This window comes from Streptomyces sp. NPDC051104, from assembly GCF_040682835.1.
GTDB classification, from domain to species: domain Bacteria; phylum Actinomycetota; class Actinomycetes; order Streptomycetales; family Streptomycetaceae; genus Streptomyces; species Streptomyces cynarae.
Window position 1 is genome coordinate 1 of sequence record NZ_JBFBBS010000017.1, and the last position, 13,386, is coordinate 13,386.

Sequence of the window (13,386 nt, forward strand, 5' to 3'; positions counted from 1 at the left end):
ACGAGGACGACGGTGGCGACGGGGGAGAGCAGGCCGGCGGCGAGGGCGGCGATGCCGGGCTGGTAGCCGAGGGTGGAGAAGTAGTCGACGCCGGTGAGACACATCACCCGCCACCAGCGTTGCCCCTTGTGCGGGGGTTCGGGCTGGGCGTGCGGGCCCTGCACGGTGCCCTTGCCCATGTCGGACAGCCCCTGCAGCATCCACGCCCGCAATCGACTCGCAGGTGGGTGTTCGGTGGTCGCGGCCATGGACGTGCTCTCCTGTTGTGCGGCTTGCGCCTGATGTACGGCTTGGTGCGGGAATCGGCCCTCACACGGACGGCCGCACCAGCGTAAGCAGAGAGTGACGCGAGGGCCCACGGATGACGGGCCTCGAGGCGTCAAGCTTCCGTTAAGAACGGTCGGCAGACAGCCGGCCGCCCGGCGCTGGAGGCGGCGGCGTGTGGTGTCGCAGATGGCGTGTTCGGCGCTCGCGTGCAGCAGGGGCGGCAGTACGACGAGGCCGATGACGTCGGGGCTGATCCGGATCTCAGGGCAGCCCTCGCCCGCGAAGACCCGCCGCGGGCACAGCACCAGGAAGAGGAGCAGGGACAGCGCGCACCACAGGACGGCGCGCCACCGTCGCGGCACCGGAGGCCCAGTCGATCAGCAGCAGCATGACGAGCAGCGCGACCGCGCAGCGGACCGAGCTGTACAGCTCCCGCGCCCAGCGGTGGTCGTACACGACCTCACCGGGCTGGGGGGCGTACCCGCCGGCGCCCTCGTGCAGCTCGCGTCGCGCCTCGTCGCGGCCTTCCATACGGCCGACGCGGAGCCGAAAGGACCGGCCTTGATACGACCCTGACGGTCGCTCGGGCTTTTTGACGCCCTCCTCACCCGGCCACCCATCTCAGGGCGCGCCCCGGACACCCCCGTTCCGAAGCCCCAACCTCACGGCCCGGTTACAGAACCCTCAACCTCTGGTGGCGGCGGAATGAGGAGACGACGATGGGCGCATGACTCTGGCCCAGCGCGCTCTGGAGCGGCTCGACTCCTGGCCCGACCTCACGGTGGGGCCGGCCAGTTGCGGCACGGGGCGGGCGCTCAGCACCCCGCACAGCGAGATAGTCCACTTCCACGGCGACCGCGAGGCGGACCTGCACCTGACCACCGGGGCCATCCGCCGTTTCTCCGGCGACCTCGCGGAGTCGACCGCCATCCGCATCCTTCCCGGCTCACGCTGGGTGACCGTGCGTCTGGACTGCGACACCGACGTCGACCTGCTGCTGAGTCTGGTGAGCGTGGCGCTGCACGCCCACCAGGCCACTCAGCCACCGGCACCCCACGCGGCCGCCGCCTGCAACCTCCACCGCGTCATGCTGCTGCCCCGGGACCTCGACCCGAGCGGGTTCAGCCACTGACGCCACCACCGGCGGCCCCGAAGCGAGAGCACACCCGGCAACGCCGACACACGTGTCGTCGATAATGCAGTCGACGTTCTCGTGGGAGACACCGCGCCGGCTCGGCGGTGTCCGGGGCAGGGGAGGCGCAGTGGGTGTGACATCGGCGCAGCAGGCGCCGCAGCGGGCCCGGATGGGGCCGTGGCGGTTCGTGGTGTGGTTCGGCACGGTCAGCCTGCTCGCGGACTTCGTGTACGAGGGCGCCCGCTCCGTCACCGGTCCGCTGCTGGCGTCGCTCGGCGCCTCTTCTCTCGTCGTCGGCGTGGTCACCGGCGCGGGTGAGGCCGCCGCGCTGGGGCTGCGGCTGGTCTCCGGACCGCTCGCCGACCGCACGCGCCGGTTCTGGGGCCTCGCGGTCGCCGGGTACGCGCTCACGGTGGTCTCCGTGCCTCTGCTCGGCGTGGTCGGGACGCTCTGGGTGGCCTGTGTCCTCGTCATCGCCGAGCGGGTCGGCAAGGCGGTGCGGTCCCCGGCGAAGGACACCCTGCTGTCGCACGCCACGGCGGTCACGGGACGCGGCCGCGGCTTCGCCGTCCACGAGGCGATGGACCAGGTCGGAGCCCTCGTCGGACCGCTGACCGTCGCCGGGGTCCTCGCGCTCACGGGCGGCGACTACGGGCCGGCACTGGGCGTGCTGGCCCTGCCCGGCGCGGCGGTACTCGGGCTGCTGGTGTGGCTGCGGGCCCGGGTTCCCGACCCGGAGGCGTACGAGCGCGAGATCACCCCGCCGTCGACCGCATCCGGAGCCCCCGGCGGCCGCCTGCCCACCGCTTTCTGGACCTACGCGGCCTTCACCGCGGCCACCACCGCCGGCTTCACCACCTTCGGCCTGCTCTCCTACCACCTCGTCGAGCGGCACCTGGCGCACACGGCATGGGTGCCGCTGTTGTACGCGGCCGCCATGGCCGTGGACGCGGTCGCCGCGCTGGCCACCGGGTGGGCCTACGACCGGTACGGGCCCCGCGTGCTCGCGGTGCTGCCGCTGCTGTCGGCGGCCGTACCGGTGCTCGGGTTCACCCACACGGTGACGGTTGCCGTGGCCGGGTCGCTGGTGTGGGGCGCCGCCATGGGCGTGCAGGAGTCCACGCTGCGGGCGACGGTCGCCGACCTCGTGCCCTCCGGGCGGCGGGCGACCGCGTACGGGATCTTCGCCGGTGTGGTCGGCGCGGCGAGCCTGGTGGGCGGCGCGCTGACCGGAGCCCTGTACGGGTCCTCGATCCCGGCACTGATCACGGTCGTCGCCGTGGTCCAGGCCCTCGCCCTGATCCTGCTCGCCGTCACCCGGCCCGGCCGCGCGCAGGCCCGGCGCTGAGAACTCCGCACGGCTGCGTCAGCCCTCCGAGGCGCGCCGGCGGGAGGCCTCGATCTCCGCGTACGCCTGCTCCCGCCCCTCCCAGTGGGACCCCTCGACCGACTTGCCGGGCTCCAGGTCCTTGTACACCTCGAAGAAGTGGGTGATCTCCAGCCGGTCGAAGGCGGGAACATCACCGATGTCCTGGATCCCCGCGTAACGGGGATCGTGCGCCGGGACGCACAGGATCTTGTCGTCGGGGCCCTTCTCGTCCTTCATCACGAACATGCCGACGGCGCGGCACTCGATCGCGCAGCCGGGGAACGTGGGCTCGCCGACGATGACGAGGGCGTCGAGCGGGTCGCCGTCCCGGCCGAGCGTGTGGTCGATGTAGCCGTAGTCGGCCGGGTACCGGGTGGAGGTGAACAGCATGCGGTCCAGACGGATGCGGTGCTGGGCGTGGTCCATCTCGTACTTGTTGCGCGATCCCTGCGGGATCTCCACGATCACGTCGAATTCCACGACGGCCTCCTTGCCTGGTCGGTCGGCAGGCCGGGGCGCGGGCCGGGTTTCCAGTGTGCCCCGGCCTCCCGCACGGCGGCATCCGAGGGCCGACCGTGTGAGAGCGCCGGACGCCGGGTACCCGGCAGCGCCGGAAGGAGTTACCCGCCGACGTGCCGGAGCTGTCCCGCGACGGTGTCACGCGACCGTGAGGAGGAGCGGGAGTGCCGCGGATGGAAGAGGACGAGGCACGGCGACGGTTCACCGACGCCCGGGTGGCGCGGCTGGCGACGGTGGACCCCGAGGGGCGCCCCCACCTCGTACCGGTCGTGTTCGCCGTGCGCGGCGACGGCAGGATCGTCATGGCCGTCGACCGCAAACCCAAGAGCTCCCGGAAGCTGAGGCGGCTGCACAACATCGCCGTCCACCCGGCCGTGAGCCTGCTGGTGGACGCGTACGACGAGGACTGGGAGCGGCTGTGGTGGGTACGGGCGGACGGAGGCGCCCGGGCCGTGCCGCCGGAGGTGTCCGAGGACGACGACCGCGGGGAGTACGACGCCGCGCTCGGCCTGCTGGGGCGGAAGTACCCCCAGTACCGGGACAGCCCGCCGGACGGACCGGTGGTCGTGGTCACCGTCCACCGCTGGAGCGGCTGGCGCGCCGGTCCCGAGTCCGGGGCGGCCGACCGGGGGTCGCACTCCGACACGACGAACCAGGAGGTTTCCCATGACCAGGCAGGTACGTGACGTGATGTCCCGTGGCACGGTCGCCGTCGAGCCGATGACCTCCGTTGCGCGGGCGGCCCGCCTGATGCGCGACGAGAACGTCGGCGACGTGCTGGTGACGTACGACAGCGACCTGTTCGGGGTGCTCACCGACCGCGACATCGTGGTCCGCATGATCGCCGAGAACGGCGACCCGGACTCCACGACCGCGGGCTCGGTGTGCAGCCGTCCCCCCGTGGTGACGCTCGCGCCCGACGACACCACCGACCACGCGGTCGCCCTGATGCGCCGCCACGCCGTGCGCAGGCTGCCTGTCGTCGAGAAGGGCGGCTGCCCGGTCGGCATCGTCAGCCTGGGCGACCTCGCCGCGGCCGAGGACCCGCGTTCGGCTCTGGCGGACGTCAGCAACGCCCGGCCCAACCGTTGAGGGTCTCTCGTCAGCGCCGGGTGTCGGGTCCCCCCAGATCGTCGACCACGGTGGTCCGGCGGGCCCTGCGCGCGCCCCGTGTCCGGTGCGTCGCGGCGGTCAGCGTCGTGGCCAGTGCCAGCGCGAAGATCAGGGCCAGGGCGAGACCGGCGCAGAAGATGGCGAGGGTGTTCATGGTGGCGATGTTCTGACCGAGCATCGACACGGTGTAGTGCGGGCCGCCGCCCAGATTGTCGGCGATCACCAGCCCCGTGAAGGCGGCGGTGGCCGCCAGGAGGAGCATTCCGAGGAAGCGCATCCGAGTCATCTCCCCAAAGAGTCGTGACAACCTGCGGGTACCCGCCCCGGCACGGGCCAGACAGCGGCGAAACCGCCCCGAGGCACCGCCGTGACGGCACAATGGCCGCCGGCGGCGCGCCACCGCCGAGGCGGAGGGGAGACGGACGTGAGCGAGCACCAGCGCCAGTCGGGCGGGCCGACCCGGGTGGACACCCAGGTGGCCCACAACGCCCGGGTGTGGAACTACTGGATCGGCGGCCGGGACAACTACGAGATCGACCAGAAGGTCGGCGACCAGGTCGCGTCGGTGTTCCCGGTGATCCGCGAAGTGGCCCGCGCGGACCGCGCCTTCCTCGGGCGGGCGGTCCGGTTCCTGGCGGACGAGTGCGGGGTGCGGCAGTTCCTGGACGTCGGCACCGGGCTGCCGACGCTGGACAACACCCACGAGATCGCCCAGCGCATCGCGCCAGAGTCCCGGATCGTGTACGTCGACAACGATCCCGTCGTGCTGGTCCACGCCCGCGCGCTGCTGACCAGCACCCCCGAGGGAGCCACCGACTACGTCGACGCCGACGTGCACGACCCGGACTCCGTCGTCCGCCGCGCCGCGGCCACCCTCGACCTCACCCGCCCCGTCGCCGTCATGATGCTCGGCATCCTCAACTTCGTCCTCGACACCGACCGGGCACGGGAGATCGCGCGCACCCTCATGTCCGCGGTGCCGTCCGGCAGTTGTCTCGTCCTGAGCCACCCCACCACGGACGCCGACCTCGGCGGGCAGGGCAATGTCGAGGCGATGCGGTTCTGGAACGACAACGCGACCCCGCCCATCACCGCCCGCACCCGCGCGGAGGTCGAGTCCTTCTTCGACGGCCTGGACATCCTCGCCCCCGGCCTCGTCTCGTGCGCCCAGTGGCGGCCCGACGCGGCCGCCGACTCCGCGGTCACGGTCCCGCAGTTCGGCGCGGTCGCCATCAAGCCCTGAACTGGCCTGCTCACAGTGGGGTGTGGCTGGCCGTCATGAGGTACGTCCCGTAGGTCACGGAGAGCAGGGTGAGCGCGATGCCGAGCAGGCAGGCCTGTTTCGGCCGCACCCGCCAGGTCCGTACGAGCCCCCGCGCGAGCGGGATCAGCAGCGGGAAAGCGGGCAGCAGGAAACGCGGCTTCGACGCGTAGGGGCCGGAGCCGCCGACCGTGATCAGGAGCAGCATCCCGGCGTAGACGATCAGCGCCAGCGGCGCCCGGTCGACGCACAGCAGGCAGAACAGCAGGACGGCCGCCGCGACGATCACCAGCGCCAGGGGGTAGACGACCCGGCCGCCGTGCACCAGCAGCCCCTTGAGGAAGTGCAGCGAGCCCGCACCGAAGTCGAAGCGGGAGTCCCAGGCGCGCTGCACGGTGAAGTAGCCGCCGAACAGATCACCCATATGGGCGCCCACCCACAGCACGAAACTCACCCAGCCGAGGGGTGCGATGGCGGCGCCGAACCACAGCCCGAGCGGGACCCGGCCGCGACGCATGACGATCTCGTGCACGGCGACGACGACCACCGCGGCGGCCACGGAGAACCCCGTGGGCCGGGACAGGCCCGCCAGGGCCGCCAGCACACCGGCCCACAGCCAGCGGCCCGTCAGCACCGCGTACAGCGCCCAGACGGCCAGCGCGGTCAGCAGGGACTCGGTGTAGGCGAGGTTGAGGACGACGGAGTGCGGCATCGCGGCCCACACTCCGACGAGGACGGTGGCGACCGCGCGTCCGTACAGGCGGTGGCCGATCACGTAGATGCCGTACGCGGCCACCCCGGCGGCGCTCCAGGCGACCAGCAGGGCGGCGGCGCCCGGAGTGATCGGCAGGACGGTGTACACGGCGCGGATGAGTCCCGGGTACAGGGGGAAGAACGCCCAGTCCCGCTGGACGGCACCGTTGTGGAGGACGTGGACGTACGTGCCGTAGCCGTGCTGTGCGATGTGCAGGTACCAGCGGGAGTCCCAGGAGTGGGCCAGACCCTTGAGCAACGGGTGGCCGGCGAGGTGGTTCGCCACGGCGATCGCGACGATACCGGCCATGCGGATGGAGGCGAACAGCGCGAGGGCCGACGTGGCGCCGGGCAGAAGTCGGTTGTCGAAGGGGAGGCGGATGCGACGGGCTCCGCCCCTGGTGCGCGTGGGGGCGGGGGCGGGCGAGAGTGCGCTCACCCTCTGACCCTGCGATACCGGCGCACGGTCCGCAACGTGAGGTTTGGCCATGGTTGGGTCATATACCACTGCTGTACGAGAATCTGGCGTGACGGAGTGCTGAAGCAGGTGAGTCGTGCACGCCTGAAAGGACGAAGTTCCGTGGTGGGGAGGTTGCCTGGCCGACGGATGTTCTCACTCTTTCGCGTGACGAGTGGCACCGGGGCGGTGCCTGCCACTCCACTGGGGAGTGAACGCCCCTGTCCCTGACGGAAGGAGGACCCGCATGGATTTCCGCCCCCAGCGGATACCCCTGCCGCCCACCAGATCCCCGGCGCCGGACAGCCGCGCGGCGGTCTTCTGGCGCAACCGCGCGCTGGGCCTGTTCGACCGGCTCCCGCTGCCCACGGCCTACTGCACGACCGATGGCACCATCCTGCGGGTCAACGCGGCCATGGCGGGGGAGTGGGGCACACTCGCCGGCCCCCTGCGCGGGCGCAGCATCCTCGATCTGTTCCACCCGGGGACCAGGGACGAGTTGCGCGCCGTCACCGAGGCGATCCGGCTGCACCGCAGGTCCCGTTACACCGTCGTGGTGGGCTGGACCACCGCGGCCGGCGTCGAGCGCGGCGGCGAGATGACCGTCGACCTGGTCGGCGAGGCCTCCGACAACGCCCCGGACCTGCTGCTGATGCTCCCCGTCCGCGAGGACGCCCCCGCTCCGGCGCAAGACCGCGGCGGCCCGCCCGTCAAGGCGGACGAGATCGAAGCCCGGATCCTCGCACTGGCGGCGGCCGGTTCCACGACCGGCCAGATCGCCTCCGCCGTGGGACTGACCGTTGACGGCGTCAACTACCACTTCAAGCAGCTCTCCCGCCGCTGGGGCGTGACCGGCAAGGCGGCCCTGGTGGCGCGCGCCTACGTCGAGGGCGTCCTCGCGCCCGGCGTATGGCCGCCGGCCCCCGCACGGCCGGACGGCTGACGGTAGCCACGAGGCGCTCTCCTTAGAGTGGGTGCGTGACCAACGACAGCAGGCCCGTCGCCGTCTTCGACGTGGACAACACCCTCGCCGACACCGCGCACCGGCAGCGCTTCCTTCGGATGAGACCGCGCGACTGGGACGCCTTCTTCGCCGCCGTGCCGCAGGACCCGCCGCTGGCCGAGGGGATCGCGCTCGCGCTGAGGACCGCCGAGGAGTGCGAGCTGGTCTATCTGACCGGGCGGCCCGCGCGCTGCCGGCGCGACACCCTCGACTGGCTCGCCGTCCACGGGCTGCCCGAGGGACGCCTGTACATGCGGTCGAACGGCGACCGCAGGCCCGCCCGCGTCACCAAGCTGGAACTGCTGCGCGAGCTGGCCCGCGGCCGGGAGGTCCGTGTTCTCGTCGACGACGACGAACTGGTCTGCCAGGACGCCGAACGAGCGGGTTTCACCGTCGTCCGTGCCCGCTGGGCGTCCCCGTCCGCCGCCCTGAAAGACGCCCAGGAACGGGAGGGGCGGACCTGACAGGCCCGCCCCCGGCGGACGCGTGAGGCCCGCCCCCGGCGGACTGTGACGCCCGCCCCTCGCCCTCCGCTACTCGCCGTCCTCGAGCCGGAAGCCCACCTTCAGACCGACCTGGTAGTGCTCGATCCGCCCGTTCTCGATCCGGCCCCTGACCTGCGTGACCTCGAACCAGTCCAGGTTCCGCAGCGTCTGCGAGGCGCGTTCGACCCCGTTGCGGATGGCCTGGTCGATGCCCTCGGGCGAGCTGCCGACGATCTCGGTGACCCGGTAGATGTGATCGGTCATGCGGGTGCTCCTCTCCTTGGCGGGTGTCCGCGGGTGTGTCGCGCGCCGGCTCAGTCGGCCGGGCGTGCCGAGCTCAGGGACAGGGCGAACCTCCCTTCCCGGTCCGTCCACCAGTGCGTCAGGTCCAGTCCGGCGGCGGCCAGTTCCCGGCTCACACCGTCCTTGCGGAACTTCGCCGACACCTCCGTGCGCAGCTCCTCGCCCTCGGCGAAGTCGACCGCCAGGTCCAGGGCGGGGATTTTCACGGTCTGCGCGGTGCGCGCCCGCAGCCGCATCTCGATCCACTCGTTCTCCGCGTCCCACAGCGCCACATGGTCGAAGGCGTCCAGGTCGAAGTCGGCGCCCAGCTCCCGGTTGACGACGGCCAGCACGTTCTTGTTGAACGCGGCCGTCACCCCGGCTGTGTCGTCGTACGCCGCCACCAGCACCGAGGGGTCCTTCACCAGGTCGGTGCCGAGCAGCAGCGTGTCCCCGGGCGCCATCAGGTCCCTGACGGCCTTGAGGAACGCCGCCCGTTCGGCGGGCACCAGGTTGCCGATCGTGCCGCCGAGGAAGGCGACGAGCCGCGGCCCGGGTGTCTTCGGCAGCGTGAGGGCCGCCGTGAAGTCGGCGATGAGCGCGTGGACGTGCAGACCGGGCCGCTCGGCGGCCAGGGCCTGTCCCGCCTGGGTGAGGGCGCTCTCGCTGACGTCGACGGGGACGTAGGTGTGCAGCCCGCCCATCGCGTCCAGCAGGTGCCGTGTCTTCTCGGACGAGCCGGAGCCCAGCTCGACCAGTGTGCGCGCGCCGGCCGCGGCCGCGATCTCCCCGGAGCGGGCGATGAGGATCTCCCGTTCGGCGCGTGTGGGGTAGTACTCCGGCAGCTCGGTGATCTTTTCGAACAGATCGCTGCCGTGGGCGTCGTAGAACCACTTCGGGGGCAGCGACTTGGGGATGGGGGTCCCCCCTGGTCGAGCGGGGTCGAGACCTCGGGGGACGGTGAGGCCGGTCAGGACGTCCGTACGCAGCGCGGCGTCGGTGGCGTCCTCGGGCAGGGTGCGGGTGACATGGAACGGGCTCATGTGCGGGGCTCCTCGGATGGTGCGGATGCCATGTCGTCGCGCGGGTCCTTGAGCGGGGTCAGCAGGACGTCGGTGGTGTCGGCCGTGAGCAGCGTGCGGTCGGGCACCTCCTGCCAGCGCGAGTCGTCGTCGTAGGGCTCGGAGGCGACGACGATGCTGCTGCCCGGCTCGGCGACGTACCACAGGGTGTCGCCCCACGCGGTCGCCGCGATCGTCGAGCCGTTGGTGAGCAGCAGGTTGAGCCGGGAGCCGGGGGCCGCCGCGGCGATCTCGAGCACGGTGTCGGTCAGCGCCTGGCCCCCGTCGTCGCCGGCACGCAGCCGGTTCAGCACGAGCGCCCAGACGAGGGCCGAGTCGGTGCGGGCCTCCAGGGACAGCAGTTCGGCCGGCGGCAGGGACCGGGCGAGGTCGGCGACGGAGCGGGGCCATCCGGGCACCGCCCCGTTGTGGCTGAACAGCCACCGGCCCGCCGCGAACGGAGCCGCCGCGGCCTCTCCCGCGGCGCACCCTTCGGTCGCGTCCCGTACGGCCGCCAGCAGCGCACCGGAGCGCACGACCCGCGCCAGATCGGCGAAGGACGGGTCGCTCCAGATGGGCTCCATCCGGCGGTACCGCGCGGGCACCGGATCACCCCCGGCGTACCAGCCGACGCCGAAGCCGTCGGCGTTGACCGTCCCGTACCGCTGCCGCCGCGGCTCCCACGACTGCCGGTACAGGCTGTGCGACGGCTCCTTGAGGAGCCGGCCGAGCGGCTCCTCGGGGCCCAGGTAGGCGAGATGACGGCACATCACACATCCCGGACGGTGCGGAAGCCGGAGAAGATCTGGCGCCGGATCGGGTAGTCCCAGTTGCGGAAGGTGCCCCGGCAGGCGACCGGGTCCACGGCGAACGAACCGCCGCGCAGCACCTTGTGCTCCGGTCCGAAGAACACCTCCGAGTACTCCTTGTACGGGAACACCGTGAATCCCGGGTACGGCAGGAAGTCGCTCGACGTCCACTCCCACACGTCACCGATCAACTGCCGTACGCCGAGCGGGGAGGCGCCCGCCGCATAACTGCCGACCGGCGCGGGACGCAGGTGCCGCTGCCCGAGGTTGGCGTGCTCGGGGGTCGGGTCGGCCTCGCCCCACGGGTAGCGCCGGGACCGCCCTGTGGCAGGGTCGTGGCGGGCGGCCTTCTCCCACTCGATCTCGGTGGGCAGCCGGCGCCCCGCCCAGCGCGCGTACGCGTCCGCCTCGTACCAGCACACGTGCAGCACCGGCTCGTCGGGCGGTACGACCTCGGTGACGCCGAAGCGCCGCCGCAGCCACTGCCCGCCCTCGCGACGCCAGAACAGCGGGGCCTCGATGCCGTGCTTCCGGATGTGGGCCCAGCCCTCAGGGCTCCACCAGCGCTCGTCGCCGTAGCCGCCGTCCTCGATGAAGGCCGTGTAGGCGCCGTTCGTCACCGGGACGGCGTCGATGTAGAACGGCGGCACCTGACGCTGGTGCGCGGGCCGTTCGTTGTCCAGCGCCCACGGCTCGGTGGAGGTGCCCATGATGAACGGGCCGCCGGGCACGAAGACCTCGGCCGGGCCGTCGTACGGCGCCACCGGCTCCGGATCCGGGGCGGTGAGCGCCTGTGGGCCCTTGCGGAGCTGGTGGGTGATCAGCATCGTCTCGTCGTGCTGCTGCTCGTGCTGGGCGATCATGCCGAAGGCGAAGCCCGCCTCGGTCAGGCGCCGGCCCGTCAGCGGCGTGCGCTCCAGCACGTCCAGGGCCCGCCCGCGCACCTCGGCGGCATAGCGCCGGGCCTCGTCGGGCGGCAGCAGCGGCAGCGAGGGTCGTTCGGCGCGCGGGTGTTCGAAGGCGTCGTACAGCCCGTCGATCTCGGGCCGCATCGCCTCGCGGCCGGCGACCGCGCGCAGCAGCCACAGCTCTTCCTGGTTGCCTATGTGCGCCAGGTCCCACACCAGCGGTGACATCAGCGGGGAGTGCTGTGCCGTCAGGTCGGACTCGTCGACGCAGGTGGTCAGGAGCGCGGTGCGGTCGCGGGCCGTGGTGAGGGCGTCCAGCGCGCGCTCCCGGAGTATCTCGGGGTCGATCGGGGACCGTTCGTCGGTCATGTGCTGATGTCCTTCCCGTGGAACCGGGTGTCGTCCCCGCCGGAGGGGGTGTCCTTCCCGTGGAACCGGAGCAGCAGGTCGTCGGCGGGGCAGCGGCCCCGGGCCACATGGCGGTCGGTGAACTCGGCGACGGCACCCACCACGTCGGCGGTGGCACCGAGCCTCGGCAGCGCCTCGGCGGCGGCCGCGAAGCAGGCGACGGCGGCCTCGCGCAGCTCGGGGTCGGCCAGACCGTCGCGGGCCGCGGCGATCCACAGGGGGTTGCACGGCGGCGGCAGGGGGCCCGCCCGCTCGGCGAGGGGTTTGACCGACCGGTAGGCGGTCTCGGCGGCCTCGGGGTCGTCGAAGAGCGCGGCCGTCACGGCGAGCGGCACGATCCAGCCGTCGTCACCCGGCTGCGCGTCGATCATGCGCAGTTCCAGATGGCCGCGCGGTCTGACCGGAGGAAACAGGGTCGTCAGGTGGTAGTCCAGGTCCCCGCGGTCCGGCGGATCGGCGGACCGGGTCCAGGACCGGAAACTCAGGCCCTGCGGCACCCGCCAGGGACCGCTGCCGTCGCGGACGCACATCACCGGCGCGTCCAGCACGTGCCGGGCCCAGGCGGCGCGCGGGTCGCCGACGAGCGGGGGCGCGCTGGAGCGGCCCGGGTCCATGGCCGTCCAGAGGAACTGGCGCGTCGAGCGCCAGCCCGTGGGCCGGCCCCCGGTCAGCGGGGAGTGCGCGAACGCGGCCACCAGAACCGCGCCCAGCTGGTGCGCCAGCCACCAGCGCCGCCCGAACCCCAGGGGTCCCGGCTCCTCGTGTCCGGCGTCCAGGCACACCTGCACGGAGGCCGAGGAGCACATCATGGACCGCCCCTCGGGCCCCGCACGGTCCAGGCAGCGCTCCATGGCGTCGTAGCGCGGCTCGCGGAGGTAGCGGCGCGGAGCGCGCCACGGGTCGTGGCCGTGGCCGCTGAGGGCGAGGCCGGCCTCGCGCAGCACGGCGCGCACCGCGTCGAGGTCGGCGGAGACGGACCCGACGCACTCCATGAGGGAGGCGGCCGGAGCGGAGCTGAGCTCCAGCTGACCGCCGGGTTCGACCGTGAGGGCCGAACGCAGGGGCAGGGTCCGCAGCGCGGCATAGGCCGCGTCGAGACGTTCCGGTGCTACGGGGGGCCACGGCGTGCGCGGCTCGTGGACGAGCCATTCCACTTCGACACCGAGCGAGCGGGGCGGTCCGGTCTTGAAGCAGATACCGCGGACCAGCGCCTCCACGTCGGCTTCGGTGACGGCGGAGCGGTGCTCCGTACAGTCACTCACCGAATCGGACATGTCGGGATCCTCCTGAGGTTCCACCATGTCGCCGATCCGGACCCAGGAGGCCGGACCGGCATCGCTCGTCCCACCCAAGACGCTCCCCTGGATTCGCACAAGGGTGCACAGTGGGGCTTTCCGGACTGCTTTCCTCCTGTTGCGCGAGTCGCGAGACGTTGTTTCCGGGACCGCGAAACTCTGTTGCGGCGTGAGACCAGCATCGCTCACCATGCGTTCATGAGCACGACGGGGGAGATCGGCGCCGCGTCGGGGGAGCGGGCGCGCTCACGGCGCCCACGG

16 protein-coding genes and 1 pseudogene are annotated in these 13,386 nt (G+C 72.4%); 7 read left to right on the forward strand and 10 right to left on the reverse strand.

All coding sequences use genetic code 11. From position 1 onward, the window contains the following. Both AB0N14_RS22825 and AB0N14_RS22830 read right to left on the reverse strand, forming a co-directional pair. Nucleotides 1-248, reverse strand: a pseudogene (locus AB0N14_RS22825) (amino acid transporter); the annotation flags it as partial. 280 nt (nucleotides 249-528) lie between these two features. After that, on the reverse strand, nucleotides 529-798 hold the full coding sequence (locus tag AB0N14_RS22830; protein WP_366027548.1) for a hypothetical protein: 270 nt from the start codon (nucleotides 796-798) through the stop codon (nucleotides 529-531). A 196-nt stretch (nucleotides 799-994) separates the two neighbouring features. Between AB0N14_RS22830 and AB0N14_RS22835 the strand changes: the two genes are divergently transcribed. Together AB0N14_RS22835 and AB0N14_RS22840 are read left to right on the forward strand one after the other, a co-directional pair. Beyond that, nucleotides 995-1,399 (forward strand): luciferase family protein, encoded by a 405-nt coding sequence (locus AB0N14_RS22835; protein ID WP_366027549.1) that lies wholly within the window; start codon nucleotides 995-997, stop codon nucleotides 1,397-1,399. Nucleotides 1,400-1,529: 130 nt separating this feature from the next. Then, the gene (locus AB0N14_RS22840) at nucleotides 1,530-2,750 is read left to right on the forward strand and encodes an MFS transporter (RefSeq protein ID WP_366027550.1); all 1,221 of its coding nucleotides are present in this window, start codon (nucleotides 1,530-1,532) and stop codon (nucleotides 2,748-2,750) included. A gap of 18 nt (nucleotides 2,751-2,768) precedes the next feature. On the opposite strand, the gene AB0N14_RS22845 is transcribed toward AB0N14_RS22840, so the two are convergent. Continuing rightward, the gene (locus AB0N14_RS22845) at nucleotides 2,769-3,251 is read right to left on the reverse strand and encodes an inorganic diphosphatase (protein WP_366027551.1); all 483 of its coding nucleotides are present in this window, start codon (nucleotides 3,249-3,251) and stop codon (nucleotides 2,769-2,771) included. A 212-nt stretch (nucleotides 3,252-3,463) separates the two neighbouring features. Here AB0N14_RS22845 and AB0N14_RS22850 point away from each other — a divergent pair, with 212 nt between their 5' ends. Further along, nucleotides 3,464-3,976 carry a TIGR03668 family PPOX class F420-dependent oxidoreductase gene (locus AB0N14_RS22850; RefSeq protein WP_366027656.1) on the forward strand — a complete coding sequence of 171 codons (513 nt, stop codon included), beginning with the start codon at nucleotides 3,464-3,466 and terminating at the stop codon, nucleotides 3,974-3,976. Next, nucleotides 3,957-4,382, forward strand: a complete 426-nt coding sequence (locus tag AB0N14_RS22855; RefSeq protein WP_366027552.1) for a CBS domain-containing protein — start codon at nucleotides 3,957-3,959, stop codon at nucleotides 4,380-4,382. The genes AB0N14_RS22850 and AB0N14_RS22855 overlap by 20 nt, the downstream gene beginning before the upstream one ends. A 10-nt stretch (nucleotides 4,383-4,392) precedes the next feature. Here AB0N14_RS22855 and AB0N14_RS22860 read toward each other — a convergent pair whose 3' ends face one another. Continuing rightward, nucleotides 4,393-4,680 (reverse strand): hypothetical protein, encoded by a 288-nt coding sequence (locus tag AB0N14_RS22860; protein ID WP_366027553.1) that lies wholly within the window; start codon nucleotides 4,678-4,680, stop codon nucleotides 4,393-4,395. Between the two features lie 147 nt (nucleotides 4,681-4,827). On the opposite strand from AB0N14_RS22860, the gene AB0N14_RS22865 reads away from it, so the two are divergent. Continuing rightward, a complete protein-coding gene (locus tag AB0N14_RS22865; protein ID WP_366027554.1) occupies nucleotides 4,828-5,646 on the forward strand; it encodes an SAM-dependent methyltransferase in 819 nt (272 codons plus the stop codon). Nucleotides 5,647-5,656: 10 nt separating this feature from the next. Here AB0N14_RS22865 and AB0N14_RS22870 read toward each other — a convergent pair whose 3' ends face one another. Next, nucleotides 5,657-6,727, reverse strand: coding sequence for a hypothetical protein (locus AB0N14_RS22870; RefSeq protein WP_366027657.1), 1,071 nt, complete (start codon nucleotides 6,725-6,727; stop codon nucleotides 5,657-5,659). 394 nt (nucleotides 6,728-7,121) lie between these two features. On the opposite strand from AB0N14_RS22870, the gene AB0N14_RS22875 reads away from it, so the two are divergent. Together AB0N14_RS22875 and AB0N14_RS22880 are read left to right on the forward strand one after the other, a co-directional pair. After that, on the forward strand, nucleotides 7,122-7,817 hold the full coding sequence (locus AB0N14_RS22875) for a PAS domain-containing protein (protein WP_366027555.1): 696 nt from the start codon (nucleotides 7,122-7,124) through the stop codon (nucleotides 7,815-7,817). Between the two features lie 35 nt (nucleotides 7,818-7,852). Next, nucleotides 7,853-8,341 carry a hypothetical protein gene (locus AB0N14_RS22880; RefSeq protein WP_366027556.1) on the forward strand — a complete coding sequence of 163 codons (489 nt, stop codon included), beginning with the start codon at nucleotides 7,853-7,855 and terminating at the stop codon, nucleotides 8,339-8,341. A 69-nt stretch (nucleotides 8,342-8,410) separates the two neighbouring features. Here AB0N14_RS22880 and AB0N14_RS22885 read toward each other — a convergent pair whose 3' ends face one another. The 5 genes from AB0N14_RS22885 to egtA are packed head-to-tail and all read right to left on the reverse strand — an operon-like array spanning nucleotide 8,411 to nucleotide 13,104. After that, on the reverse strand, nucleotides 8,411-8,626 hold the full coding sequence (locus tag AB0N14_RS22885; protein WP_366027557.1) for a dodecin: 216 nt from the start codon (nucleotides 8,624-8,626) through the stop codon (nucleotides 8,411-8,413). Between the two features lie 50 nt (nucleotides 8,627-8,676). After that, nucleotides 8,677-9,687, reverse strand: a complete 1,011-nt coding sequence (gene egtD / locus AB0N14_RS22890; protein WP_366027558.1) for an L-histidine N(alpha)-methyltransferase — start codon at nucleotides 9,685-9,687, stop codon at nucleotides 8,677-8,679. Continuing rightward, on the reverse strand, nucleotides 9,684-10,475 hold the full coding sequence (egtC, locus tag AB0N14_RS22895) for an ergothioneine biosynthesis protein EgtC (RefSeq protein ID WP_366027559.1): 792 nt from the start codon (nucleotides 10,473-10,475) through the stop codon (nucleotides 9,684-9,686). Before egtC ends, egtD begins: the two co-directional genes overlap by 4 nt. Then, complete coding sequence (gene egtB, locus AB0N14_RS22900; RefSeq protein WP_366027560.1) at nucleotides 10,475-11,791, reverse strand: ergothioneine biosynthesis protein EgtB; 1,317 nt, start codon at nucleotides 11,789-11,791, stop codon at nucleotides 10,475-10,477. The genes egtC and egtB overlap by 1 nt, the downstream gene beginning before the upstream one ends. Continuing rightward, nucleotides 11,788-13,104, reverse strand: coding sequence for an ergothioneine biosynthesis glutamate--cysteine ligase EgtA (egtA, locus tag AB0N14_RS22905; protein WP_366027561.1), 1,317 nt, complete (start codon nucleotides 13,102-13,104; stop codon nucleotides 11,788-11,790). The genes egtB and egtA overlap by 4 nt, the downstream gene beginning before the upstream one ends. Between the last annotated feature and the right edge of the window lie 282 nt (nucleotides 13,105-13,386).